The organism is Mucilaginibacter aquatilis, from assembly GCF_009755275.1.
Classification (GTDB): Bacteria; Bacteroidota; Bacteroidia; order Sphingobacteriales; family Sphingobacteriaceae; genus Mucilaginibacter; species Mucilaginibacter aquatilis.
The window spans coordinates 595,562-620,750 of sequence record NZ_WQLA01000003.1 but is presented as its reverse complement, the minus strand read 5'-3'; the positions used below and the strand labels follow the sequence as shown (position 1 = coordinate 620,750).

Genomic DNA, 25,189 nt, shown 5'->3' with positions numbered 1-25,189 from the left:
AAAAAGCGCCTTTTCCCGAATGAGTTACGGAAGCATTTATGTTATTGATTATAAAAAGATGAATTTTAGTATGTATCAGAAATCCGCTGTTTTTAAGCGGGCATACTCAATTTTATAATTAGAAAATTGATTGATAGCGTTTTATCAAACTAGAGATAAGTTTGATGTTCAGGCAGGTAGCAACTAGCACCGCCATGTGATCATGGGCATACATGGGCTGCCATACGCCTCACCTGATAGTATCTAGTACGTATTCGATTTACTGGTAGTAGTATTTCCCGATTATACAACTGCACCATCAACATACATGTAGAGTAATTAGAAATAAACTCATCTTTAGATGTATAAACAGTATAAAAACGAACGCAGGTGTACGAAAATGAACACTTAATAGTTAACCATATATCTGACTATGAATAAATTACATAATGGCGTAGTTTTAGGTATTTAGCTAATAGTATGACGAATCTGAGTATTAAGATTGCATTTCGATCGTTTCTGAAAAGTAAAGTTTTTTACCTCCTTAACATTGCAGGACTGGCGATAGGACTGGCTGCTTTCATCCTGGTCAGTTTGTTTATTGATAATGAAACCAGCTATGATAAATGGAACAAAAATTTCGACCGCGTTTATCTCGTGGAGCGAGAGTTGCCAAACGGGCCATCGCCTTTTACTCCAGGAAAATTAGCAGCAGCTATCAAAGATCAGTGTCCTGAGGTTGATGAAACTGGCAGAATCACTACAGCTTTATTTCAAATTCCATTCTTCACCAAATCAAGGAGGTTTTTGATAAAAAAATGGATTGGTGCAGATTATTCAATTTCGAAAATTCTCGGTATTAAACCAAAAGGGTTTGTCTTGAATGCCAATAGCTCAACTCCGGCCATGTTGCTTTCTAAAGAAACCGCCGAAGTGCTTTTCCCAGGCGACAGTTTAATACAAAACAAAAGTATCAACATGATGTCGAGATCCGGAATGGCTATGCCCATAGCGGGTATTGCAGAAGATTTTCCAGGTAATACGAATTTAAAGTTTGACTGTATTGCCTTTTCAGCGGATATTACTTCCGGGAAGGATCAGACCTATGCCACGCAGATTTATCAAACGTATATACTTGTTAAACCATCAACTGACATTGCCTTATTATCTTCGAAAATCGACAATATTTACAAAAGGGGGGCATTAGCAGATACCAGTCAGGTAGCCAAGGAAGCAATAAGGCGTTCAGACCGTCCTGCCATTTATTTGGACCCATTGAAAAACCTGCATTTAAAACCTCACTATGGCTCTCATGTGAATAACCAAATCGTTATTAGCCTCGGTATTTTGGCTATCGTCATTTTGATAATTACGGCGGTCAATTTCACTAATCTTTATATTTCTCAAGCCGATGCGCGTTCAAAAGAGGTCGGTATTAAAAAAGTCAACGGCGTCGTTGGAACACACATAGCATTACAATTTATTTTGGAAATATTCTTTCAATGCCTTCTGGCTCTTGTGCTATCGTTTGTATTAGTATGTGTGACTCTTCCATATTTCAACAAAATCCTTCAGACTCAATTGCTGTTAACTGGAGTCAATGCTCATCTCATCATTCAGCTTATTATTACACTGTTAGTTCTTACCCTACTAGCAGGCACTTATCCAGCAATCGTTATGGCAGGATTCAAGCCAATTGAAGTTTTGCGAGGAAGCCAGCTGGCGAAACAAGGAAGACTTTCATACCTACCAACAATTGTCACTCTGCTTCAATTCACCGTTGCTATCACATTTGTAATTACTCTTGTGATCGTGAACCAGCAGGTAACTTATATGAAATCCGAAAACCCTGGCTTTACAGCAAAACAGGTATTATACATCGACAATCTGTCACTGTTCAACGATCCAAAAAAATTTGGACCTGTTCGGGATCGTATCAAAGATATACCGGGTGTGAAAGCGGTAACAGTAGCGTCAAATATTCCCGGAGGCATAATGCCGGCTACTCACGACTATCTACTCCAAGGCAGGCCATATGCTTTGAACACCATTGCTGTTGATTATGAATATTTTGAGACGCTTAATATTAAGTTAGCCGCTGGTCAAACTTTTAATGCTCATAATTCGGGAGACTCTGCCAATGCATTGATCAACGAAGCCGCAGCTCAAGTAATGAATTTAAAAGGAGCTACGGGTATCATAGAAGGTTGTAGTGGGAAATATAGAATAGTAGGCATCATAAAAAACGTCAAAGCTTACGGATTTGAAGAGATTACTCAGCCTACTATTTATTTGATGAAAGATCATTGCGGAATTTCGAAAACCCAGATTATGATTAGTGTGGAGAACAATAGGCTACCTGCAGTTATTAAGACATTAAACAAGAACTGGCCTGACATCAATAAACTGGACGGCGATAACTTCAATTATCATTTTTTGGATGAACTATATGAACAGCTATTTGTAAAACAGGAGCAGTTACAAGCCGTTCTTGTTTTATTCTCCGTACTGGCGGTGCTTATAGCAGCACTCGGCTTCTTTTCTTTGGCAGCACAAGCTATACGCGTAAGGATGAAGGAAACCACCATAAGAAAGGTACTTGGAGCAAATACAAAGCAATTGATGATCACACTATCCAGGCCATTTTTTTACATTGTGTTATCCGCAAATTGTGTTGCCTGGCCATTGGCCTTTTTAGTCGCACATGGATGGTTGGAAACATTTGCATACCGCGTTCATATAAATATCTATCCATTCTTGATTGCATTAATAACGTCAGTTGTTATAGTAGTATTTACTGTAAGTTTTCAAATCAATAGAGCTATTAAGTTTAAGCCAACAACGCTGTTAAAAGATTAAAATAATTGCTTAAATGTAGGTGACGTTGTAGTGATGAATTATACACTTTTGGTTTTGAGAGCGACTATGATCAATTGTTTAGGCGCACAATGGTACTGCAAAAGGCTCAAAAATGGTATCAATTGCCCAATTTTCCTTAAGACAATAAGATCAACGTAGTATTGATTAAAAGCAGAGATATGATATAATCACTCTTGAACACTTCCATGAAGATTAGACTTGCATTGGTACATGATGGACCTTTATGATTGATAGGCTTTTGATTACGTAAAAGCTGTCAAAATCCTAGATAAATTCAAAGTTGAGATTTATCAGTGCTATGTTATACATTCCGTACATGGCCTTCAAAAACTTAATCGCATAGCGCTGAGACACGACGTAATGTTTTAATGTTGCAGGATGAAGTACTTTATTGAAGATCTCATCGAGATAAGCGATAAACTTGATTAATGTATATCCTTGTTCTTCCTCACCCAAAAAAGGCTCTTGATCGCCGCAAGGTGATCGCTTTCCTTTTCAATTGATGGTTGTTAGGAATATTAATGATCAGTGTCTGCACCTCATTTACGTAACGGTATAGCTCCTTCGCTTCATCTTTGTGACTTCTGGCGAAACCTCTGCCTATGTTTCACAAGCCGATCGCAAATTGCCGTTTCAATGCGGCAATGCATTTTTCCTTGTTCAGCGTGATCGCTAAGTAAAGCGGGGCGTAGCCTGCTTTTTCCTTGTCCATTCTCAGCGTAAAATATACACTGAACTTCTTTTGGGTCTTCATATTTCCCCTCCAATCTTAAAAATTAAAAGTTGGATCACAGGTTCGAATGCAATTGAATTCAAATTACCTGAGACCGTTAATAAATTAATTGTCAATGGATTAAATACTTTTGAAACACCTAAGGTAAGGTTTACCCACAGGTGTTCATTTAGGTATTTAGAAACCTGGCTTTACTAAGGGTTACCGAGGGGATAATTAATGAAAAAACCCCTTAAATAAGCTATTTAAGGGGTTTCGGGTGGTGAAAAGATCACCTGTTGTGATCCCGTTTGGATTCGAACCAAAGACCTACTGCTTAGAAGGCAGTTGCTCTATCCAGCTGAGCTACGGGACCTCTTATTTTTGGAGGTGCAAATATGCATAATTGAATTGAAATTGGCAAAATGTTATTTTGGTAATTTTGCTGCCGCGCAATTCGGCTTATAAATCATTTATATTTGGATGTAAAAATCAATTAATGGCTCATATTAGTCAGTTATATATTTACCCAATAAAATCCTTGGGTGGTATTGCATTGCAACAATCAAATGTAACCAGTCGCGGACTTGAGTTTGACCGCAGATGGATGCTTATTGATGACCGGCTGCAATTCCTTTCCCAGCGAAAGTATCCGCAAATGTGTTTGTTTGATGTTGCGCTCAAAGTCAACGGATTACAGGTTACCCATAAGCCAAGCGGGGAGAGTATTATGATTCCATATTTACCGCAAACTACCGAAGAAGTTAACCTGCAAGTTTGGGATGACCTATGCTCAGGGACGTATGTATGCGAGGAAGGGGACGCGTGGTTTACCAAACATTTAGAGATAAAATGCAGGTTAGTTTACATGGCCGATAGCCAAACGCGGCAGGTGGATGAACGTTATGCCAGCCCGGAGCATATGACTTCCTTTGCAGACGGCTACCCAATGCTATTGGTCAGCGAGGCATCGTTAAAAGACTTGAATGGAAGACTTAGTGAAAAGATTGATATTAACCGCTTCAGACCAAATATTGTGATTACTGATACGGGGGCCTATTACGAAGATATATTACAACACTTTTCGGTTGATCAAGTCAACTTTTACGGAGTTAAACCATGCGCACGCTGCGTAATGATTAATGTTGACCCCAGCACTGCTATTACAGGCCCTGAACCGTTGAAAACTTTGGCGAGCTATAGAAAAGTAAATAAGAAAGTAATGTTTGGCCAAAATTTGATTCATAATGGAACAGGAGTTATAAAAGTAGGTGATGAGATTTTCGAGCACGAAGTAGGCGAAGGACTTATTTTTGAATAAAGTTTTTAGTTGCCATAAACCAAGTACGGTTTCGAGGGTTATAGAGTTATGCAAAATGTATTTGAAATAGAAATACCCAAAAAGGACCATGCCATTGCTGTTAAGGTTCAACGCCGTGAAAAATCTGAAGAAGCTAACGTATTTGATTTATACTATTGCGATGAGCTGTGTGGCTGTATTTTTAAAAACGAGCACAATATCTGGATTTATGAGCCCCATGCTCATGCAGGCCTTTTGTTAGACGCCAGCCAAATACAACACCTTGGCCATGAAATAGGCGAGAAAGCTTATAACAGCTAATTATCAGTTTAAAGTCATACCGGCTAATGCTAAAACTAAAACGGTAGAGAGTTACGTATTTAATGTTATGCGTAAAATAAAAACTGTATTACTTACACTGGTTTTAGCCATGGCAGTACAAGCCGTGTCAATAGCTCAAGGCTCAAAGCCAGCTACTGAAAAAGCAACTTTTGGCATGGGATGCTTTTGGTGTTCAGAAGCCATTTTTCAGCGCCTGAAAGGTGTTACCAAAGTTGAATCGGGTTATGCAGGCGGTAGTGTAAAAAATCCAACCTACGAAGCTGTATGTTCGGGCACCACAGGTCATGCTGAAGTTGTGCAGGTAACCTTTCAGCCGAGTGTTATTTCCTATAAAGAACTGCTTGAAATTTTTTGGAAAATGCACGACCCTACAACTCTTAACAAACAGGGTGCAGATGTAGGTACTCAATACCGATCGATAATTTTTTATCACAATGAGCAGCAAAAGGCTCTTGCTAATACTTATAAAGCAGAACTAAACAAACAAAAGGCTTTTCCAGACCCGATCGTTACTGCTATTGAGCCGTTTAAAAACTTCTACGTTGCTGAAAACTACCATCAAAATTACTTTAAACTAAATGGTAGTCAACCCTATTGCCGCATGGTAATTTTGCCAAAGGTTGATAAACTGGAAAAAGTATTTAAGCAAAAGCTCAAACAATAATCTGCCTCATTCTATTGTGGATTACAGCCGTTTATTTTTATTTAATGAAGTTTGATATAGCTTTTTTATTTAAATAATAAGTATAAATTTATACGCTGTAAACCACAGTATCAGAGAATAGATAATGAGTAATGAGTTTGAACGTTTAAGGGCAGTTAACCGTTTTAATAACCTTGATGCCGGCATTAAGACCGATTTGAACGAATTGGTTGAGTTGATTGCCGGTATATGCAAAGTGCCGGTTGCGCTTGTTACCCTTGTTGATGATAAAATGCAATGGTTTAAAGCTTCATTGGGCGTTGGCGACTTAACATGCAATGAACGGGAGCTGTCTTTTTGCAACGAGACCATCAGTCAAACTGATGTGTTGGTTGTACCTGATGCTTCAAAGGATGATCGTTTTGCTGATTTGCCTGTTGTGAAAAATGAGCCTCATATAAAATTTTATGCAGGTGCACCTTTAGTTACATTTGACGGACATGCCGTAGGTACGCTTTGTGTGCTCGATGTGAAGCCATCAAAATTGACGGATTTACAAATTAGAACACTTAAGACGTTGAGCAGGCAGGTTTTGAACTTAATTGAGCTTAACTGGAGTATGCAAAGCTTGCTAGAGCAAAGCTTGCTCAATCAGCAACATAACAAAGCCTTTGAGGATTCAGAACTTAAGCTTAAAGCAATTTTTGATAGTACAAAGGATATCCATATACTTATAGGGCGCAAAATGGAAGTGCTGGCCTTTAACAAGGCTGCCTATAATTATATAAAAAACAAGTACGAAAAGGATTTAAGAGTAGGCGCTCATTTGCTAAATATTACCAACCAACTGCTTACTACTCAAACAGCAAATCAAATAAAAGAAGCGCTTGATGGAAAGGTTGTTGAAGTTGAATGGCAAATAAATCATGACTCGCCAACTTCCTGCTGGTTGTCAATTAGCTTTAGGCCTGTTTTTAATAATGACGGCATTGTTACCGGCGTTGCTATAAACGCTGCTGATATAACCACTCAAAAACTGCATGCCATGCAAATTGAAGAACAAAACGCGGCATTGCAACGAATAGCCACCATTCAATCACATGAATTGCGCCGGCCGGTGGCATCGCTATTAGGCTTGCTAGAGGTTATAAAGCTTGATGAGAGTTACACTGAAAACGTCTTTTATAGGATGATTGAAACTACGGTACACGAACTTGATAACAAGATAAAAACTATTGTGCACGAGTCCGAGTCTACTATTAAGGAAACCAGGGAAATTATTCCCGAAACTAAAGGATCTTGCTAGAATCAGTTTTCAGATAATCGTTCCAATCATTCACTTTGAATTGATAGTTAAGCAACTCTTCAATTTTGACGCACTTGATAATTTTCCAGCCTTCTAATTCATCTTTAAATTGGGGGAGGGGAAGGTTCACATTAGCAGCGGCCTTGGTATAAAAATCGCTTTTGGTAGGATGATGAGGTGTACAGGCATTAATCGTGTAACCGTACAAGTTGTTGCTTATAATCGCCATAGTAATCTCAATACAATCATCAAGATGAATTAAGTTTATCGGAGCCTGGCCATTAGCTATATTTTCTTTACCAGCAAAAAATCGTCCTGGGTTTCTGCCAGGCCCAACAAGCCCGGCAAAACGGATGACAGTTAACTTATCGGCCAGGGCATCACGTAATATATTTTCGGCAGATAATAACGTTTTTCCGGAAAGAGTATCAGGCTCGATATCGCTGAGCTCGCTCAATTCTCCGTTTACTTCAGGATAAACACCGGTGGAACTGATGAATATAATACTCTTTATTAATTTAGTTTGAATTGCATTGACCAATGATTTAATCTTACTTAAATACTGCTCGTGTTCACCTTTTCTAAGCTTGGGAGGGATGCTAATGATAAGTAAATCGCAATTAAAAAAATCACTGTCAGCAGGTACGTTATCGCCATTTAAATCAATTACAAATGGATTGATACCTTCGCTATTTAGCACTTCAATTTTGGACGGGGTTGTGGTTGAACCCTTTACAACATAACCTTGTTTACAAAGGGCTTTTGCTAATGGAAGGCCATACCATCCGCAACCTAAAATGCTGATATATTTCATTAAAGCTTAAAAGTTAAAGTGTAAATTTACGTAGATTGTAAGCTATTACAGCAAACCCTCACGCTTTACAAAGTCTTGTATTGTGTCGGGCTGTTTCATCAAATAAGTTCGTATGCCTAACTTTTCTGCACCTCTCAAATGTTGTGGACTATCATCTATGAATAAGGTTTCTGATGCATTCAAGCCATTCTCAAATAAAACCTGCTCAAAAATAGCTTGTTCGGGTTTCCGCTTACCTGTAAAGTGCGAATAGTAAACTTTTTCAAAAAGATGATCATTACCGTCGAACTCAAATACATCCTTCAAATACTTCATGATAAATTGATAGTGAATATCATTTATATTACTAAGTAAAAAAGTACGGTATTTGTCTTTCAACTTAAGTAGCAGATCGTGGTTTCCATCGGCAATGCCTATCAAAATACTGTTCCAGGCGGCATCAATCTGATCATCCGTCAAGTCCTCGTCACCGGCTTTCTCTCGAATTTTATCTCTGAATTGCGCGGAAGTAATCTGCCCTCGATCAAAAGCATCAAAAACCGGATCTTGTTGCAAATGGCCAAAAAACACTTCTACATCTTTGATTCCTAAATCTTTAAGTGACTGCTGAACCCTAACGAAATTGATACTAAATATCACATTGCCATAGTCGAAAATGATGTTTTTTATATTTTTCATTTAAAGTTTGGGTATTTGCCACAAATATCTAAATTTGCACACCCGCAAACAAAACGGGAACACAAAAAAAGCTGCGCCTATAGCTCAGTCGGTTAGAGTAGAAGACTCATAATCTTTTGGTCCCTGGTTCGAGCCCAGGTGGGCGCACCGGTAGTACTTCCGGCGAAGTACGAAACCCTCTAAGTCATTGATTTAGAGGGTTTTTTGTTTTATTTCAATCCTTTTCAGTCCTTACGAATACAGCCTTTAGAACCCCAATCCGGCACCCCGAAATTAGTTTTTAGATTTGGGGCGCATTTAAGAGTTAAGGATTTGTTTTTCAGTTAGTTAAGTCGTTAAAAATAGACTATAAAGTACTCAAAAAGACTGAAAATTTTTTATTCCTGCACCCTTTCCTGCACCCCGAAAACAGGCGATTTCGGGCGGTAATTAATCATTTATTCACTTAAAAACTGTTAAAAGATGAGAACATCGCAGTCGTTTGGTGTGCATTTCACCATCAAAAAGGACAAAGTAAAGGACGGAGTAACCAATGTTTACGTCTGTATCACGATCAACAAAGACCGGATCCATTTTGCGCTGAAGCATTACGTCAAGGTCGAAAACTGGGACAAAGGCAAAGGAGGCCTGAAGATCAAGGTGCCCGAAGCTAAAGACACCAACGCTTACCTGGAACAGGTAAAGTTTACGATCACTACTTATTACCAGCAATTACAGATAGCGGGTAAAGAAGTCACTCCTCAACTATTAAAGGCCATGTTTCTCGGCGAAGAGACAGAAGAAACCTATTCGCTCAGCAAACTGATGGATTACCATTATGATACCGCATCTGCTGCGTTAACCTGGAGTACATTGAAACATTACGCCGTGACCAGGCGGTATCTGGAGAGATTTCTCAAAGAGAAGCGCAATACTACGGATATCCGAATTCACGAGATTGATTATAAATTCATTATAGATTTTGAGACCTATTTGCGTAACCACAAACCGGCAGACCACTTCCAACCATTGAATAACAATGGCGTAATGAAGCATCTGATACGCCTGCGTAAAATGACCACATTGGCATTTAAACTTCAGTGGATTCACAAAGACCCGTTTAAAAACTATAAGTTCCGCTATAAAAAGGTTGAGACGGCGTTCTTATCGGCCAATGAACTTAAGATGCTCGAAAATTATCAACTGGCATCCGATACACTGGAAGCCATAAGGGATTATTTCCTGTTCGCCTGCTACACTGGCCTTTCTTTCATTGATTTAATGAATTTAAACGAGGGCAATGTTGTGCGTGGTGAGGACGGAGAAAAATGGCTAAAACTGTTCCGTCAAAAAAGTAATGAGGCGACAAATCTACCGTTACTGGCCCCGGCGTTGTCGATCATGTATAAATATAAGGATAACCCGAGATCAGTTTCTTTAAATAGAATATTTCCGACCATCACCAACCAAAAGGTCAACGTCTACCTGAAAGAGATCGCGAAGATCGTCGGCATCAAAAAGAAGCTCACGTTCGGAGTTGCCCGGCATACTTTCGCCACCACCATCACCCTGGCCAATAATGTGCCGATCGAAACCGTAAGCAAAATGATGGGCCACACCAAGATCGCTACCACGCAGATCTACGCCCGCGTACTGCTTAAAAAAATCAGCGAGGATATGCACGTTCTGCGGGAAAAACTTGAACCGGACGCGCCAAAGCGCAAAGCGAACCGAAAAGCGAACACTAATTCTCACTTAAAAAGAGTAAGCTAATGATGCCTGCAGAACAACAACAGCTATTTCGATCGGTCCAGGAGCTGATCGAAAACGCGAGATCAAGCGTAGTCAAACAAGTAAATTCCACGATGGTCCTAACCTATTTTCAAATTGGCCGGATGATCGTTGAAGATGAGCAAGGCGGCACGTCCTATGCTGAATACGGTACTAATACAATGTTTAAGTTAAGTCAGCATCTGACTGCTGTATTTGGACGCGGTTATTCTGTAGACAACCTCCAGTACATGAGACTGTTTTATATGGCTTATCGAAATTACGAGACACTGTCTCGTAATTCTGAGAACCCCGAAACAAATTCCGCAACACTGTTGCGGAATTTGCCGACCGGCCTGAATTTGAGCTGGTCACATTATGTAACCTTACTGAAGATCAAGAATGATCAGGAACGAAAATTTTATGAGTTGGAAACCTCCCGAAACAATTGGTCAGTCCGGGAACTGCAACGGCAGATTAACACATCTTACTATGAACGACTGGCCTTAAGTCGTGATAAAGATGGCGTGAAAAAACTCGCCGAAGAAGGTCAAATCATCGAACGCTCAACCGATATTTTAAAAAGCCCGGTCATACTGGAGTTCCTGGATATTAACGAAGATCACCGCTATTCAGAAAACGACCTTGAAACCGCCATCATCAACAAACTTGAACACTTTATGTTGGAACTGGGAAAAGGCTTTCTTTTTGAGGGCAGGCAACGCCGCATCAGTTTGGAAGGCGACCATTTTTATATTGATCTAAGCTTTTACAACCGCTTACTGAAATGCTTTGTATTGATCGACTTAAAGATCGGTAAACTTACGCATCAGGATATCGGGCAAATGCAGATGTATGTCAACTACTATGATCGCAAAATAAAGCAACCAGACGAGAACCCTACGATCGGTATCATCCTTTGTAAAGAGGACAACAAAGCGGTGGTAGAGTTTACATTACCGCTTGATAACGAACAAATTTTCAGCCGGGAGTACAAGCTCTATTTGCCCAGCAAGGATGAACTTAAAAAGCAATTGTTATGAGCGGGCAAGATCAACAACCCCTTAACCAAGTTTACTGGTTAAGGGGACAAAAGGTAATGATCGACGAAGATGTAGCGGCACTGTTTCAAATCAACCTTGGAGTTTTGAGGCGGGCTGTAAGCAGAAACAAACGGCGGTTCCCGCCCGATTTCTTGTTTACACCTACATCAGAAGAATGGCTGCAATTAGAACGCCAGGCTGGTTCTTCGCTCAGAATTGGTGGAGGTCAAATACCGCTGGTATTTACAGAAGCCGGGCTGCTGATGGCTTCTGGCGTCATCAAAAGCGATGTCGCCGTTAAGATCAGTATCGAAATTATTAACGGGTTCTTTCAAATCGCAAAAAATATAAATCGGTAATTATTATGGAAGCTATTGTAGATATAAACCAAATACCCGCTATGATCCGTAAAGCGCGATCTGCACAAAACGTGACCCAACAGCAATTGGCCGATAAATGTGGCTTACCCAAATATCACATCATTAAACAGAAAACAGCATTGGGGAAGTTCACATATCCAGTCTACGAACAATTGTAGAAAAGGGCTTGGGAGGCCAGCTTCATATCGCATTTGAAATTTGATTTAAGGCGACTCAAATTATTTAGCAGGTGTCACAATTTGTGACACCTTTTTTATTGCTGTTCGTTTTGATCCATTCTGATCTTTTCATACCCTAAAATAACTCCACCTACCCCAAAGTTGTCATTTTTTGATTTTTCCGTTCCCGAATTTTGAAGTCCTTTAAAAATTATGTTATGGATAAAACAATTGAACAAAGGTCAAGAATGGGCATGGTTCCAACCCGGAACCAGATATTAACTCTTGGCGACCTGGAGGATTTCAAAAATGACATGCTCCAGGAGGTTAAGCGCATCATTAAAGAATGCGCCAGCGGCGTACCCGGTAAAAAATGGCTTAAATCTGCTGAAGTCAAAAAGTTACTCGGCATCTCTCATGGCTTCCTGCAATCGCTGCGGGATAGCGGCGTATTGCCATTTACTAAAATAGGCGGCTCTATTTATTATGATTATGAGGATATCACCTATATGATGTCCACGAACAAAAGCGCCTGATGTTTCATCGGCCGGGCCTGTATATGGGTGCCCGGCCATAAATGTTACCTATGTTATTTCCAACACCCAAACGAAAAGCTAAAAGGCTTCCTATAGAAGATCGTAAAGCAGAACCTATTCAGCAAAAAGGCTTCGGCACCGATATGCCGCCGCAAAAGATCCTGGTTGACATTTATTTTGATCAGAAAGGACTTGCCGCGCAGGCAGGCATATTTTATAGCTATTACGAAAAAGCAGATTGGTGCAGCCCCAAAGGGACACCTTACCGCAACTGGAAGTTGCTGGCCGGGGAATGGATATTTAATTATGAGCAGGAACGAAAGCTCAAAAGAAGGCAGCGTGAGAACGCGCTGCTATGAACGTAGCATTCTATACACATAGCAAAAATAGCATTATGGCAAAGATCATCACCATAGCCCATCAAAAAGGGGGCGTAGGAAAAAGCACTTTAGCGATCAACCTGGCTTTATGTTTCCAGGACCAGTTATCAGTAGCCCTTGTAGATACCGACTTACAGGGAAGTTTATATCATATCCGGCAAGATTTTCCTGATCTGGAGATCATTGGCATTGACCAATTGCCGGATCTTCAACAATTGGCCTATGATCTCATTATCATCGATACGCCACCTTATTTATCCAATAAACTGCCGGAACTATTCCTGCAATCAGATTTTATCCTGGTACCGACCAAAGCCGGCTTCTTTGATGTGATGGCTATTCGTTCTACGCTGGCATTGATCCGGGAAGCGCAGCGCAAAGCGCCGCACTTGAGATCGGGCATCGTACTCAACATGGTTAAGCCGCGCGCTGGGATCACCCAGGATGTGGCTGACCTTCTGCAAAGCATGGACACGCCATTGCTGAAAACAAGAGTGCATGACCGGGTAAGTATCGCGCGTTCATCGATGACGGCCGGTATCTTAAATAGCACCGACAAGCGGGCCAAGGAAGAACTCATGGCACTGACAGAAGAGGTTGTTGAGCGGATAGCATCATAGCTTTTTATTTAACTAAAAAGCTAGCAAGATCGCAAACTAAGACCCTAGCAACTTAGCAAGCTATCGTCATAGCAAGTTATCAAACTAGCTGAGGTTGATAGAAAACTATCAAGCTAGCAAACGACCCAACGGGTGCTAACAAACTATCATGATAGCAAATGGAAAACTATAAAAATAAGCTCGGCAATTTGGCTGATAAACTCAAACAAGAGCGACCGGCTACACCTATCCAGGCGGTGATCCCGGTCAAAGCAGCACCTGTTCCGAATGAGCCGGACGTACAGTTCAATAACCGGATACCCAAAGGCCTTTTAAAGCGGCTTAAAATATTCGGACTGGAACATGATGAATCCCTTAAAGACATCAATATACAGGCGCTTGAACTTTACCTGAGCCATAAGGCGAAGCCGGAAGAAATTTCAAAAAAAGCCAATGAATAACTAATAGCAGGACTAGACTGCCCGCTTTGCAGCAGTCAGCAAGATGTACGTTTGTAATACAAACGGATCTTGCCCCTGCCTCCAAAGTCGGCCGCGGTCTGGCAAAAAGCGCTCCGAAGTCGGCTTTTTAAAGACAAGGAAAATGGGAACAGCAGAAGATAAATTAACACGGGTGTTGCTGACAAGGTTCAAGCAGGCGGAATACGATCTGATCAATAACAGATTCAAGAAAACACGTTTCCGCAAACTCAGCGAGTATGTGCGGAGCGTGCTGCTCAACAAACCAGTGACGGTATTCTACAGGGATAAATCTATGGATGATCTTTTGGAAGAAATGGTCAACCTGCGCCAGGAGTTGAATGCCATCGGTAACAATCTCAATCAGGCCATGCGAAGCATTAATGCCACACACGGCCATGCCGATGCCCGGCTTTGGATGAATTTACTGAATGTGGTCAATGGTAAACTGGAGCCTGCTATCCTACAGATCAGGGATCGCATGAACAATTATGCAGAGGTATGGTCGCAAAAATTAAAAGCGGTAAAAGCCTGATCGGCGCATTGAACTACAATGAACGGAAGGTTGCAAAGGGCACCGCGAAACTGATTGCGGCTGTTCGATACTCAAAAGATATGGACAAACTAAATTTTCATGATAAGCTATTGCGGCTGACCGACCTGGCTGCCGGTAACGAGCGGACAAAAACCAATACTGTTCATATCTCTTTAAATTTTCCGAACGGTGAGCGATTGTCTGATGACAGGCTGCAACAGATCACGCAGGACTATATGATAGGCATCGGCTTTGATGGACAGCCGTACCTTGTCTATCGCCACGAGGACGCCGGACATCCGCATATTCATATTGTCACAACCAACATCAAATCTGATGGGGAGCGGATCAGCCTGCATTACTTAGGGCAGAACCAATCAGAAAAGGCACGTAAGGAAATCGAGGTCAAATACCAACTGACCAAAGCGGAAGATCAAAAACTGCAAAAGCCTGACATGAAAGCCGGGGTAAAAGCAGCCGATTATGGTCAGGAAGAAACTAAACGATCTATTACAAACATCCTTGGTTATGTTGTCCGCACCTATAAGTTTACCAGCCTCCCGGAATTAAATGCGGTGCTGCAACAATACCATATTGCTGCCGACCAGGGCAGCAAAGACAGTCGTATGTATGCGCGGTCTGGCTTAATGTATTGGATGCTCGATAGTAAAGGCAACAAGATTGGCGTACCCATCAAAGCCAGCAGTATCTATGGCAAGCCAACGCTGAAAGCCTTGGAGGAACGCTTTAAATTGAATGCCACACTACGGAAGCCCTTTAAAAAAAACCTGATCAAAGTACTTGATGAGATGCTAAAGCATCCGCTGACCGCACAGCAACTTCAAAAACAACTTTGGGCAAAGGGCGTCCAGATCATTCTGCGCAGAAATGAAGAAGGGCGGCTTTATGGTGTTACGTTCATTGATAAGAATAACAAGGCCGTATTCAATGGCAGCGACCTTGGCAAAACGTATAGTGCAAACCAACTGGCAACCAAGTTACTGCCGGAACCAAAACAAAACAGGCAAACACAGACGGACGATTGGTCACCAACGGCAACCGATCACGGTCAAAGCATCCGAAGCCAATTATTGGATGTACTGTTTGAAGCCGAGCAACAAGACCTTGCCGCACTAAACAAATTCAAAAGAAAGAAACGTAAAGGACTAAATCTATAATTATGCAAACCGGAGAAAACGAACAGGCCTTGCGGAAAATCATTGATTTTACCAGGCTGCTAAGTATAACCATACTGATGATTCATTTCTATTTGGCCTGTTACGGTGCCTTCAAAGAACTGGAATTGGTACACCGGATCACTGATCAGGTTTTATTGCCCCTGGCACGCATGCCGATATTCAAGACGATGCTGACCGCTAAACTCAGCGCACTATTGCTATTGGTAGTGTCGCTCGTCGGTAGTAAAGGTAAGCGCGACGAAAAGATCAGGCCTAAGACCGTCATTACCTATTGCGTAACGGGCTTGCTCCTTTACTTTTTGAGCAGTTATTTACTGCATTTCCCCTGGCTTTATATAGGTGCTGCGACTTTTGGTTATATTTTATTCATGACCGGTGGTGGCCTATTATTCCGCATGCTCAAGCTGAAGTTAGGCCAGGACATTTTTAACAAAGAGAACGAAACGTTTCCGCAAGAAGAACGCTTGCTGGAAAATGAATATTCCATCAACCTGCCAGCCAAATATCAGTTAAAGGGCAAAGAGCGGAAAAGTTGGATAAATATTATCAATCCGTTCAGGGGCACGCTTGTTGGCGGCAGCCCCGGCGCGGGTAAATCATACTTTGTCATCCGGCATCTCATCATGCAGCACATTGCCAAAGGCTTTGCCATGTTGATTTATGACTTTAAGTATGATGATCTTTCGAAGATCGCTTACAACGCACTGAGAGAACATCGTGGCCGATCGTTTTTTGTCATCAATTTCGAAAAGATCATGCACCGTAGTAATCCGCTCGAACCGGAAACAATGCTGGATATTACGGATGCTATGGAAGCCGCCCGGACAATCATGCTGGGCTTGAATCGTGAGTGGATCAAAAAGCAGGGCGATTTCTTCGTGGAATCACCGATCAACTTTGTGACTGCACTGATCTGGTTCTTAAAAAAATACGAGGGCGGCCGGTATTGCACCCTACCGCATGTGGTCGAATTATCGCTTGTTGATTACAAGAAGCTTTTCGCATTGCTGACGAATGAACCTGAGATCGAGGTCTTGATCAATCCCTTTATTTCCGCCTGGAAAAATGAGGCTTTTGAGCAGTTGGAAGGTCAGATCGCAAGTGCTAAGATCAGTTTGGCAAGGTTAAGTTCTCCCCAACTATACTACGTGCTGAGCGGTAACGATTTTTCGCTTGACATCAACAATCCTGATGATCCTAAAGTGGTCTGCCTCGCCAACAACCCGCAAAAGTCACAGACCTATGGCGCCGTCCTTTCACTGTATGTGAACAGGATCAATAAACTGGTGAACCGGAAGCACCAGCAAAAATGCAGTTTGATCTTTGATGAGTTCCCGACCATTTACTTCAATGGTATAGATAACCTGATAGCGACCGCCCGTTCGAATAAAGTAGCGGTTACCCTGGCCGTGCAGGATTATTCCCAATTAAAGAAAGACTATGGCCGCGAACAGGCCGAGGTCATAATGAACATAGTCGGCAATATCATCTGTGGACAAGTCACCGGCGATACCGCTAAGCAGCTTTCGGAACGTTTTGGCAAGATCAATCAGCAAAAAGAAAGCGTATCAATTAATGCCACAGATACATCAGTCAGTCGGTCGACGCAATTGGAGTATGCAATACCTGCTTCTAAAATTGCTGCTTTATCATCCGGTGAATTCGTTGGCATAGTAGCGGATGACCCAACCAATAAAATTGACTTGAAAATGTTTAATAGCAGTATTCAAAACGATCACGAGGCAATTGCCAATGAAGAACGACATCATTATGCAATCCCAAAAGCGAGAAATGTGACCCAGAATGAGATTATTAGTAATTACTTTAAAATTAAGTCAGATGTAGCGGAAATTATATCCAATGTTACGGCGTAATGATAGCTGTTTTACGGCTCGGGAGCGTAAGCCAATACGTATTTCATCGCCATGGTTCGATCCCAGTTTCCAACACCAAAGGTGGAACCCGCGGAGAAATATATTTAAATCTATCAGCATCGCTTTCTTAAAGTCGAGTACATTACAAGGCTGATTATCCGGCCAGATATAGCCTTTTCGGCCCCACACTATCCTACCATCAGTTGCCATAAAAGTGATTTCATCAACATCAAGAGACGTTCAGTCTTGATCCAAATATGAATTTCAACTATTATATCAATGAACCTGCTCGCAATAACACAGGCTAATTGATAAACGCCACAACTTTAAATAAGTGGTGCTGCGTTTTGTTCTGTTCGGGTAAAGGCGAAATGCTGGAATTCCTCAGTTCCAAGATACCTGAACTTCTGCGCAAACAAGAAAGCTATATCGCTATTCGCGGTTGCAAAAAAGAGTTGCCGCCCGGATTGCTCAACCAGTTCGCGCAGATAATCAAAAAAGGAAAGCGTGTTCAAGTCATCGACATAAGTTACCGGGTCATCCATCAAGATAATGTCCGGTCCGCAAGGCAATTTTTTATTTAAACTCAAAAACAGGCTAAGCGCGACTGCTGTCCGCTGACCGGTGCTCACCTGGTTGATCGTATGCCAGAAACCCAATTGATCTTTCAGCCTCACCTTGTTTTCCGCGAAACTGATATCCTCAAATTCTAACGGAGAATGGATTTGCCGGAAGATACTCACAATCTCCTGCTTATTGGCCGCAATAAAATCCGCTAGGTACCGCGTTTTGCTGCGTTCATTCAGCAGATAATCCAGTTTTATGATAATCGAATTAACCCGCGTGGCCATCATCTGGTTTGAACGGAGCCGCTCATCAACATTCTGGCGCGACCGAGTAATCAGTTCCATTGCTTCGGTCCGCGTTTTCTGCGCATACCAGTTATCTTTATATGTCGTAAATACGCTGGTTAGTCCCAAAACGTCCTGGTGGATTCTGGTCACGGAAAGATTGTCAGCCACCGCCACTTTACTGCGAATCGTGGTCAATGCCGCCTGGGCGCCGTTCCATTTCCGGATACCAGCCATCAGGGCTTCTTCATCCGGGTATAAGGAATCGAAGATCGCAGCACCGCGTTCACGTAAGCGCTCGATCAGTTCGCTTTGTTTACGGAACTGCCCGTTGAGCGATTCGGCTTGACGCTCGATTATCGCCAGTACATTGCTGAGATCGGCCTCATTTTGCACTTCCACGTTAAAGCGGGTCAGCAGCGCTTCACGCACTTGCCGCAAGTGGCTAAAAGACAAGCCCGTGACCTCAAACCGTTCCTTTACTCCGCGCAGTCGACTCAGTTCCGTGCGCGCAACGGGAAGCATGTCTGTTTCGTTTTCCCAAAATTTGCTGAGTTCATCGAGGCTCCGTTCTGATACTGCGTCAAGGTAATTATGGGGGATCAGCGTTTCAAAGCGGTCAATCGCCTCCAATACCCGGTCGGCATCGGCTATTACCCGCTCATACCGGCGAATCTCTTCCTGACGTTGCTGGTAAAGTGCTGGATCACCAAAATTCGCCGCTGTCGCGCGAATCCTTTCGGCCAGCACGTCGTGCAGCAAAGGCGTATCGCACAAAGGGCAATGGTTGGCTGCTGGGGTAATATCTAGGAAATCTGCACCGAGGCGCTTGATGTCAGCAATCAGCGTGGTAAGCTGATCGACGCTCTGGCGGAGCGTTTCAGCGATCGCTGCAGCGGCCTGCCGGTTCGTTTCTGCCTGCTGTCGTCGGTTCATTTGCTGCTCGCCATATTCGAACAGGGTTTGCGTACCGGTGCCGGCCGGTTGTGAGGTTAAGAATGTCTGAAGGCCGCTCAGGCATTCCCCTGCTTTCTGTAATAATATCACCCTGGCTTCAGCTTCCTGTATTGCTAGACCAATCCCCTGGAGCAATGCCAGATCAGGGTCCGCAAAATAATCCTTAAGACCGGCAGCAAAATCAGCCAACTCGTTCAGTTGATGCATGGCGCCCTGTAATTGCTCGTTCAATCGCTGGGCTGCGTCGTGTTCCTCACGAAACAGTGTTAATGTATTGGCCTTAAGCGACAGGCTTTCGATGGCGGCGGCGATTTGCACCGGACTTTCCTCCCCGGAACGCGGCAGGTTAAACACCATATCATCGTAAGCGTGATTGACCAGTTCCAGCGCAGCAGCAATCTCTGCGATATAGTTTTCATCTGGCGCTTCGTTGATCTGCCAGCCGTGGGTTTCAAGATACTCTTTCACTGATGCCCGGAAGGCGCTACTATCGGTCGAGGAAGCCCTGACCTCTTCCATATTGCGGGCGAGTTTGTTCAGCTCGTCGCGGATTTGCCTTTCTGATTTTTGCAAGGTGTCGCGCTGTGCGTCAAAGCGTGAACGGAACTCCGTCACGCGCTCTTCCAGGCGGTTGATCTCTCTGCCTACAGCAATATCGGTGATTGTCCGCTCGATTAAGTTCTCTCCGCGGTCGTCCTCGGTCTTGAGCACAAAAGCGGCATCGCTCGAAAAATAATTGAACTTATTAAAATTTCCGGAAAGATTATGGCCCCGCGTGTTTACGCTCTTATACCAGGTAACGTCTCGCTGGCGGTAAACGGCGGCCGTATCCGGATAGGGCAAAGTAATGCCATCAGTCGTGTCGAGCGCTAGCCGGTAACCATCACCGTCCGCGCCTTTGGCTTTACCGGTTAGGCAGAACTCAAGCGTATCAAAGAACGAGGTCTTGCCGCTCGCGTTTGCACCGCTGACCAGGTTAACCTTGCCAAATCGGAAATGTCGGGTAGCTGGAAGGGAGCGGAATTGGCTGATTTGCAGGTGTCTAAGCTGTCGTACATGCGGTGCCGCTCCGGTTGCGTTGCCAGATGTATGATCTGTCGGTGTGAGGAACGGTCGACCTTCAACGTATTGGTCTACCCAGCTTTTATAATTGGGATAATTTTGTTCATCAAATACAAAGCTGAGTCCTTCTGTCCGCAGATAGTCTAACCATTCAGTATAGAGATCGCCCCCGTCCAAATGTCCTCCCTGCTGGCCGATCCGTCCGGCTTTCCGGAAGCGCTCCAGCAAGTCTGCTTCGGTAAGCACGAATTTCCGGGCGAAAGCCTCGTTGTTTTCAACCATGCGTTTAATATCTGCATGTTTTCGCAGCAGCGTTTCGTCAGCAATAAAGTAATAATAAAAGTTCCACTGTAAAAACGGCTCAGAAGTATAATATCGCTCCGCCAGTCGATCTTCGAAATAGGCTTCCAGCCCAGCCTGTAACCAAGCATCACTGCAATCCACGTAGTTAATCTGGTAAACAGATCCGTTGGTGCTTGTTTTATAGCAGCAAAAAAGGTCGGTGCGCTCCGATGGAAGCACTACGTTCTCTGCGCCGAAATATTGTTTAAGAGATTCGAGGATGGCCATCAGCTTTTTGTTTTTTTGTAGGAATTGGTAGGTTTCGTGGTGTTGTCAGCTATCTCCGGTACGAGTTGCGGTACTTGGGTGATCAAACCGCCCTGTGCGAGATACCATACTAGCACCTGTTTACCCTGCTGCCCACCGGTAAACAGGTTGACCACGCGGTCACGAACCGCCGCTGCTTTATAGGCGGGCACCAGTCCCAGGTAAATGCCGGTCGCTTTTCTTTCCGGCTGACTCTCTGAACGCAAGTTCAACAAGTGACGATTAATCGCTCCACCAGACGGCTCGTATTCTAATATGGCGTCTTTTAGACCTGGGGGAAGATTATCCGCATTGCCCAGTATCGTGTGCTTTAAAAAGCCGTAATTCATCAGGCGTTCCTCCCTTTTTGCGGTTTGTACAGCCGAAGGGTCATGAGTAAAGTTGGTGCGGTTCGTAAACTCGTCGTCGCCCACCTGAAAGGCGCTGAGCTTGGCCGGGTGGTGCCAATCCGGCGCTGGGTCGAGCGTACCGAGGGTCAATTCAAGCAGGCGTTCAACTGCGATCGCACTGGGTTGATCCCTTAAGCAGGAAATGTCGCCCGCATCTGGTTCGAGTAGGTTACATAAAGTACCAAAACCATCGTCAGCTACTGCCGCCGCTTGCCAGCCATTGTCCCAAGTGTACAGGCCTGTCAATTGTGGTCCAGTGCGTCGCATTTGCGCCGGATCGGCAGCTAGCTGCGAAGTCTTAGTGTTGCGCAGCCGAAAGACTTGCTCCTGATATCCTAGGAAATAAATATGGCTACGCCGGTTAGGCCAATGGTTATAATAAAGACCCAGCAAATGATTTTCATCGATCCGGGCATCACTAAGCTGCAACTGATCGGTTTTGACATAGAACGCGGAACCTCCGTAAACATTCCAATCCGGGTGGCCGTCTATATTGACGCCCCGGCCCCAGTTCAAACAGAGCACTTCCCTGGCCGAATCCTTTCCACCAGCGGCGAATAATAAGTTACGATAGTTTTTGTAATTGGTTTGAAAAGGCCGCTGATTGAGCTGTATATGGACGATCAACAAAGGTGTGTTTAAGAAGTAACCATCCGCTACTTCATTATAATTGATGCCCAGCAATGCGTCTGAACATATTTGGGTAACCAGTCGGACAGAAGATACACGATTAGACAAGACGTAGAACTTTGCCCCTCTTATTAGGTTATCCCTTTCCCAAATAAAGTCACCGCCGCCAAAGAACAGATTTTTGAATTGTACTATAACCACTTTTCGGGGCTGACCTGCGTAATCCGTTGTTTCCAGTACTAGGCAAACAGGATCAAAGAATTGCCCATCCCCGCGGTGCTGATTGATTAGATCGTCTTCGCAGATCCAGGTTACTTCGGGATGGCCTTCAATAAAAGTATCCAATTCTTCTGCCGTAATCGATTGCGCACCAACAATCCAGAGATCGCCAGCTGGGCATAGGCGATCATTTTTTATGCGTTCACCGATTACCGTCCAGGGACAAGAATATTCAGGCGTTACTGCCAGCGCCGCCCTTTCAGCGAGAGCCAAGTCAAAAAAACCATGAAACTTTGCTGCGGCTCGTTCGCCGTCGGTCATCCAGATACCGTGATTGTTGTACGAAATATCTTCGCGCACCTGGAACAGCAGTGTTGTATATAAAGCGGGGTCCTGTACCAAGCAACTCAGCGTCGGCTTATTGAGTTGACGGCCATCGGCGTTCCAGAAGTTTTCATCAAATTCAGGCATATAGGCGCGGATAAGGCAGATAAAGATAAGCGATGAGATTCCGGAAACAAAATTTGCTTATGCTAACATTACCAGTGATTGGATTATATGGTGTTAGGTTACCGGGTATCTTCAATTTACTCAAGTCAAATTAATACCAGACTAGCACAAAGCCCTATCTTTTGTCCTGTTTTTCAAACCAGGTCTATTTCTGCTATCCTACGCATATCGAAATGAAGCGGTGCGTTTATAAGTAATTTGTCCACCACCAAAGGTGCAATCGGTTGGGAAAGTTTTTTTCAAGCATATCATTGATATATTTAATAATTTTGTTTTTATAGTTATAGCAATTTGAATAATCATCAGCTTTTTGTACTATGTGAGGATATTAAGAGGTCACTCGCGAAGTTGGAGGAGAACACGCAGCCGGGAACTTTTGTAGAATATTATGGTAAAAATGATATTGTTAAATGGAACTTCAATTGTAAATCTATCCAAGAAAAGACTTCAGAATTAAGAGATTTGGCAATCAAACTCTGGAGTTTTAAAGATCAGCTAAAACTAAGAATGACGACACTCGGCAAAAACAAAAATGATGTTGAAACTTTCGTTGACAGTAAAAAGTATTTACAATATACGGCCGATATTGCTAATAAAAGTAAACATGCGGTTTTAACAACCAGCCGGTCTGGTAGGTTTGTAGATATAGATGAGGTCATAATGCAATGCAATTCAGGATCTCATACTTCAGTAGATCCTAATGACCCTGATAAAATAATATTCATGGTAAATGATCCTACATCAGTTTCATACAAGGCCTATGTGAGGGATAGTCATAGTAAGTACGTTGGCAAGGCCGAAATTATATTAAAAAATGCTTGGATGGATTGGCAAAAGTTTATTAACAAACGTAATTTATTATAATTAATATTTTCTTTTAGTTTTTCCAAGTTTAAATTATTTCCTCGTTAATTATGGTAACGATACCAGCGAGTAGTGGTAAATAAATTAACCTTAGTTTTTTTAAGTTGATTATAACCACAATGAAATAAGTAAAAAATTAACCCCATATCGGCTAAAAACCAGAATCGGCGATTTTTTTCAAATAAGGCAGGAAAAAGTTCGAAATGGGTATGCTACCCACCCCTGACTGGATTAAAAATTAACTATTTCGTGCAACAAGTTTATGGTAGGTTTTTTATATCAAAAAATTGTTGAAATCAAATACCACTTGCAAATACTAAATATTTTAGTAAAATTTGTATATGAATGACCCTAAGGTGTTTGATATTGAATTGGATGGCAGTATTTGCCAGGTCAGCACGCATACTATAAAATCTACCCGGGTTTTCCATATCATTTACGGTGATCGCCGTAAGCCTCTGAACATAACCATCGCCACTAGAGATGACGACACCAAGTTTTGGGCTTCTTTGCCTGAAGGTCGTCATGAGGAAGCGGAATTTGCAGGCAAGGTAATTGCTGCGTATTTTCGTGAATACAGGAGGAACCAAGCATGTGTTACTACAACGGACAAAAAGTTAGCCGCTCCGAGCTTATTCGATTAAAGAATCTGGAGAAAGCGGTTCGGAATTATAATTTTCTGAATGTCGGCGTTCATAATGGGTTTAATTATGCGCCCTGCGCGATATTAATTCCTTCCGAAGACGGCAAAGACTTCGAGATCGTACAGGCTGAATGGGGCTATGTACCAGGCTTTGTCAAAACACGGGCGGAAGCGAATATCTTCCGGGCTAAGTACACTACGCTGAACTTCAAATCAGAAAACTTATTCCTGAAAGAAGACGGTAAAAAGTCGATGTGGTCATCTGCAGCAAAAAACCGCCGTTGCCTGGTACTGTCAACTGGCATTGTTGAAAGCCGTCATGTGCCGAAGATTGGCAAGAAGGGCCAGCCTTTGAAAGAGACGATCAAGTACCCATATTACATTACAGTAAAGGGGCAGGAATACTTTTTTATGCCCGGTTTATATAATGAATGGCTAGACCCGGAAACGAGTCAGTTTGTCAACACCGTAGCCATAGGAATTACGGAGGCAAACGCACTAATGAAACAGGTGCACAACACGAAGCTGAGAATGCCAACCATACTGACAGACGATCTGGCTTATGAGTGGTTATTGGAGAAACCTTCTGAAGAACGCTTAAGTATTATCGCTCGTACGCAGATTCCTTCCCGCTTGCTGGAATTTTGCACCATTGATCCTGATTACCGCACCGCTAAAGAAGCAACACCGCGCGACTTTGAGGAATTGGCACCGATCGATACGACCTATTTATATGAGGCCGAAGAACTACAGTTCAATCATTGGCCGGACGATTTGGAACCTGTGTTGGCGGGTGCCGAACGCACTGAAATTAAGGCTTTCCAGCTAGCGGACGGAGGTCGCCAAGGCAACTTGTTTAATTGATTTTC

Annotated in this window: 22 protein-coding genes and 2 tRNA genes; 19 read left to right on the top strand and 5 right to left on the bottom strand. The window is 42.9% G+C overall.

Features of this window, described 5'->3' with window-relative positions; translation table 11 throughout:
* Positions 1-459: 459 nt before the first annotated feature.
* Positions 460-2,838 (top strand): ABC transporter permease, encoded by a 2,379-nt coding sequence (locus GO816_RS10485; protein ID WP_157541849.1) that lies wholly within the window; start codon positions 460-462, stop codon positions 2,836-2,838.
* A 1,035-nt stretch (positions 2,839-3,873) separates the two neighbouring features.
* On the opposite strand, the gene GO816_RS10480 is transcribed toward GO816_RS10485, so the two are convergent.
* Positions 3,874-3,947: transfer RNA gene (locus GO816_RS10480), tRNA-Arg, on the bottom strand.
* Positions 3,948-4,070: 123 nt separating this feature from the next.
* On the opposite strand from GO816_RS10480, the gene GO816_RS10475 reads away from it, so the two are divergent.
* From GO816_RS10475 to GO816_RS10460, 4 genes are all read left to right on the top strand, one after another.
* A complete protein-coding gene (locus GO816_RS10475) occupies positions 4,071-4,892 on the top strand; it encodes an MOSC domain-containing protein (protein ID WP_157541848.1) in 822 nt (273 codons plus the stop codon).
* Positions 4,893-4,940: 48 nt separating this feature from the next.
* The gene (locus tag GO816_RS10470; protein ID WP_157541847.1) at positions 4,941-5,192 is read left to right on the top strand and encodes a hypothetical protein; all 252 of its coding nucleotides are present in this window, start codon (positions 4,941-4,943) and stop codon (positions 5,190-5,192) included.
* Positions 5,193-5,259: 67 nt separating this feature from the next.
* Positions 5,260-5,877 (top strand): peptide-methionine (S)-S-oxide reductase MsrA, encoded by a 618-nt coding sequence (gene msrA / locus GO816_RS10465; protein WP_157541846.1) that lies wholly within the window; start codon positions 5,260-5,262, stop codon positions 5,875-5,877.
* Positions 5,878-6,001: 124 nt separating this feature from the next.
* Complete coding sequence (locus GO816_RS10460; RefSeq protein WP_157541844.1) at positions 6,002-7,162, top strand: GAF domain-containing protein; 1,161 nt, start codon at positions 6,002-6,004, stop codon at positions 7,160-7,162.
* Here the strand turns inward: GO816_RS10460 and GO816_RS10455 are convergent.
* Both GO816_RS10455 and GO816_RS10450 read right to left on the bottom strand, forming a co-directional pair.
* Positions 7,146-7,976 carry an SDR family oxidoreductase gene (locus GO816_RS10455; protein ID WP_157541842.1) on the bottom strand — a complete coding sequence of 277 codons (831 nt, stop codon included), beginning with the start codon at positions 7,974-7,976 and terminating at the stop codon, positions 7,146-7,148. The genes GO816_RS10460 and GO816_RS10455 overlap by 17 nt on opposite strands.
* Before the next feature lie 45 nt (positions 7,977-8,021).
* Positions 8,022-8,654, bottom strand: coding sequence for an HAD family hydrolase (locus GO816_RS10450; RefSeq protein WP_157541840.1), 633 nt, complete (start codon positions 8,652-8,654; stop codon positions 8,022-8,024).
* A 73-nt stretch (positions 8,655-8,727) separates the two neighbouring features.
* Between GO816_RS10450 and GO816_RS10445 the strand changes: the two genes are divergently transcribed.
* The 11 genes from GO816_RS10445 to mobC all read left to right on the top strand — a co-directional run bounded on the left by GO816_RS10445 (position 8,728) and on the right by mobC (position 17,586).
* Positions 8,728-8,801: transfer RNA gene (locus GO816_RS10445), tRNA-Ile, on the top strand.
* A 315-nt stretch (positions 8,802-9,116) separates the two neighbouring features.
* The gene (locus GO816_RS10440) at positions 9,117-10,406 is read left to right on the top strand and encodes a site-specific integrase (protein ID WP_157541839.1); all 1,290 of its coding nucleotides are present in this window, start codon (positions 9,117-9,119) and stop codon (positions 10,404-10,406) included.
* Positions 10,406-11,446 carry a PDDEXK nuclease domain-containing protein gene (locus tag GO816_RS10435; RefSeq protein ID WP_198171488.1) on the top strand — a complete coding sequence of 347 codons (1,041 nt, stop codon included), beginning with the start codon at positions 10,406-10,408 and terminating at the stop codon, positions 11,444-11,446. The genes GO816_RS10440 and GO816_RS10435 overlap by 1 nt, the downstream gene beginning before the upstream one ends.
* Positions 11,443-11,805 carry an ORF6N domain-containing protein gene (locus GO816_RS10430; RefSeq protein ID WP_157541837.1) on the top strand — a complete coding sequence of 121 codons (363 nt, stop codon included), beginning with the start codon at positions 11,443-11,445 and terminating at the stop codon, positions 11,803-11,805. The genes GO816_RS10435 and GO816_RS10430 overlap by 4 nt, the downstream gene beginning before the upstream one ends.
* A 397-nt stretch (positions 11,806-12,202) precedes the next feature.
* A complete protein-coding gene (locus GO816_RS10425) occupies positions 12,203-12,520 on the top strand; it encodes a helix-turn-helix domain-containing protein (protein WP_232336543.1) in 318 nt (105 codons plus the stop codon).
* A 50-nt stretch (positions 12,521-12,570) separates the two neighbouring features.
* Positions 12,571-12,879, top strand: coding sequence for a hypothetical protein (locus tag GO816_RS10420; RefSeq protein ID WP_157541835.1), 309 nt, complete (start codon positions 12,571-12,573; stop codon positions 12,877-12,879).
* 35 nt (positions 12,880-12,914) lie between these two features.
* Positions 12,915-13,520: a ParA family protein gene (locus GO816_RS10415; protein WP_157541833.1), complete on the top strand. Its 606-nt coding sequence runs from the start codon at positions 12,915-12,917 to the stop codon at positions 13,518-13,520.
* A 158-nt stretch (positions 13,521-13,678) separates the two neighbouring features.
* Positions 13,679-13,960 (top strand): hypothetical protein, encoded by a 282-nt coding sequence (locus GO816_RS10410; protein WP_157541831.1) that lies wholly within the window; start codon positions 13,679-13,681, stop codon positions 13,958-13,960.
* Positions 13,961-14,102: 142 nt separating this feature from the next.
* Positions 14,103-14,513 (top strand): plasmid mobilization protein, encoded by a 411-nt coding sequence (locus GO816_RS10405; protein ID WP_157541829.1) that lies wholly within the window; start codon positions 14,103-14,105, stop codon positions 14,511-14,513.
* Positions 14,480-15,691: a relaxase/mobilization nuclease domain-containing protein gene (locus GO816_RS10400; RefSeq protein ID WP_157541827.1), complete on the top strand. Its 1,212-nt coding sequence runs from the start codon at positions 14,480-14,482 to the stop codon at positions 15,689-15,691. Before GO816_RS10405 ends, GO816_RS10400 begins: the two co-directional genes overlap by 34 nt.
* Before the next feature lie 2 nt (positions 15,692-15,693).
* Complete coding sequence (mobC, locus tag GO816_RS10395; protein ID WP_157541825.1) at positions 15,694-17,586, top strand: conjugal transfer protein MobC; 1,893 nt, start codon at positions 15,694-15,696, stop codon at positions 17,584-17,586.
* A 326-nt stretch (positions 17,587-17,912) separates the two neighbouring features.
* Here mobC and GO816_RS10390 read toward each other — a convergent pair whose 3' ends face one another.
* Together GO816_RS10390 and GO816_RS10385 are read right to left on the bottom strand one after the other, a co-directional pair.
* Positions 17,913-21,026 (bottom strand): AAA family ATPase, encoded by a 3,114-nt coding sequence (locus tag GO816_RS10390; RefSeq protein ID WP_157541823.1) that lies wholly within the window; start codon positions 21,024-21,026, stop codon positions 17,913-17,915.
* Positions 21,026-22,774, bottom strand: coding sequence for a hypothetical protein (locus GO816_RS10385; RefSeq protein ID WP_157541820.1), 1,749 nt, complete (start codon positions 22,772-22,774; stop codon positions 21,026-21,028). The genes GO816_RS10390 and GO816_RS10385 overlap by 1 nt, the downstream gene beginning before the upstream one ends.
* Positions 22,775-23,161: 387 nt before the next feature.
* On the opposite strand from GO816_RS10385, the gene GO816_RS10380 reads away from it, so the two are divergent.
* The 3 genes from GO816_RS10380 (at position 23,162) to GO816_RS10375 (ending at position 25,184) form a co-directional block, all read left to right on the top strand.
* Positions 23,162-23,677, top strand: coding sequence for a hypothetical protein (locus GO816_RS10380; protein WP_157541819.1), 516 nt, complete (start codon positions 23,162-23,164; stop codon positions 23,675-23,677).
* A gap of 341 nt (positions 23,678-24,018) precedes the next feature.
* The gene (locus GO816_RS18725; RefSeq protein WP_198171486.1) at positions 24,019-24,321 is read left to right on the top strand and encodes a hypothetical protein; all 303 of its coding nucleotides are present in this window, start codon (positions 24,019-24,021) and stop codon (positions 24,319-24,321) included.
* Positions 24,270-25,184 carry an SOS response-associated peptidase gene (locus GO816_RS10375; RefSeq protein WP_157541817.1) on the top strand — a complete coding sequence of 305 codons (915 nt, stop codon included), beginning with the start codon at positions 24,270-24,272 and terminating at the stop codon, positions 25,182-25,184. The genes GO816_RS18725 and GO816_RS10375 overlap by 52 nt, the downstream gene beginning before the upstream one ends.
* Positions 25,185-25,189: the final 5 nt, after the last annotated feature.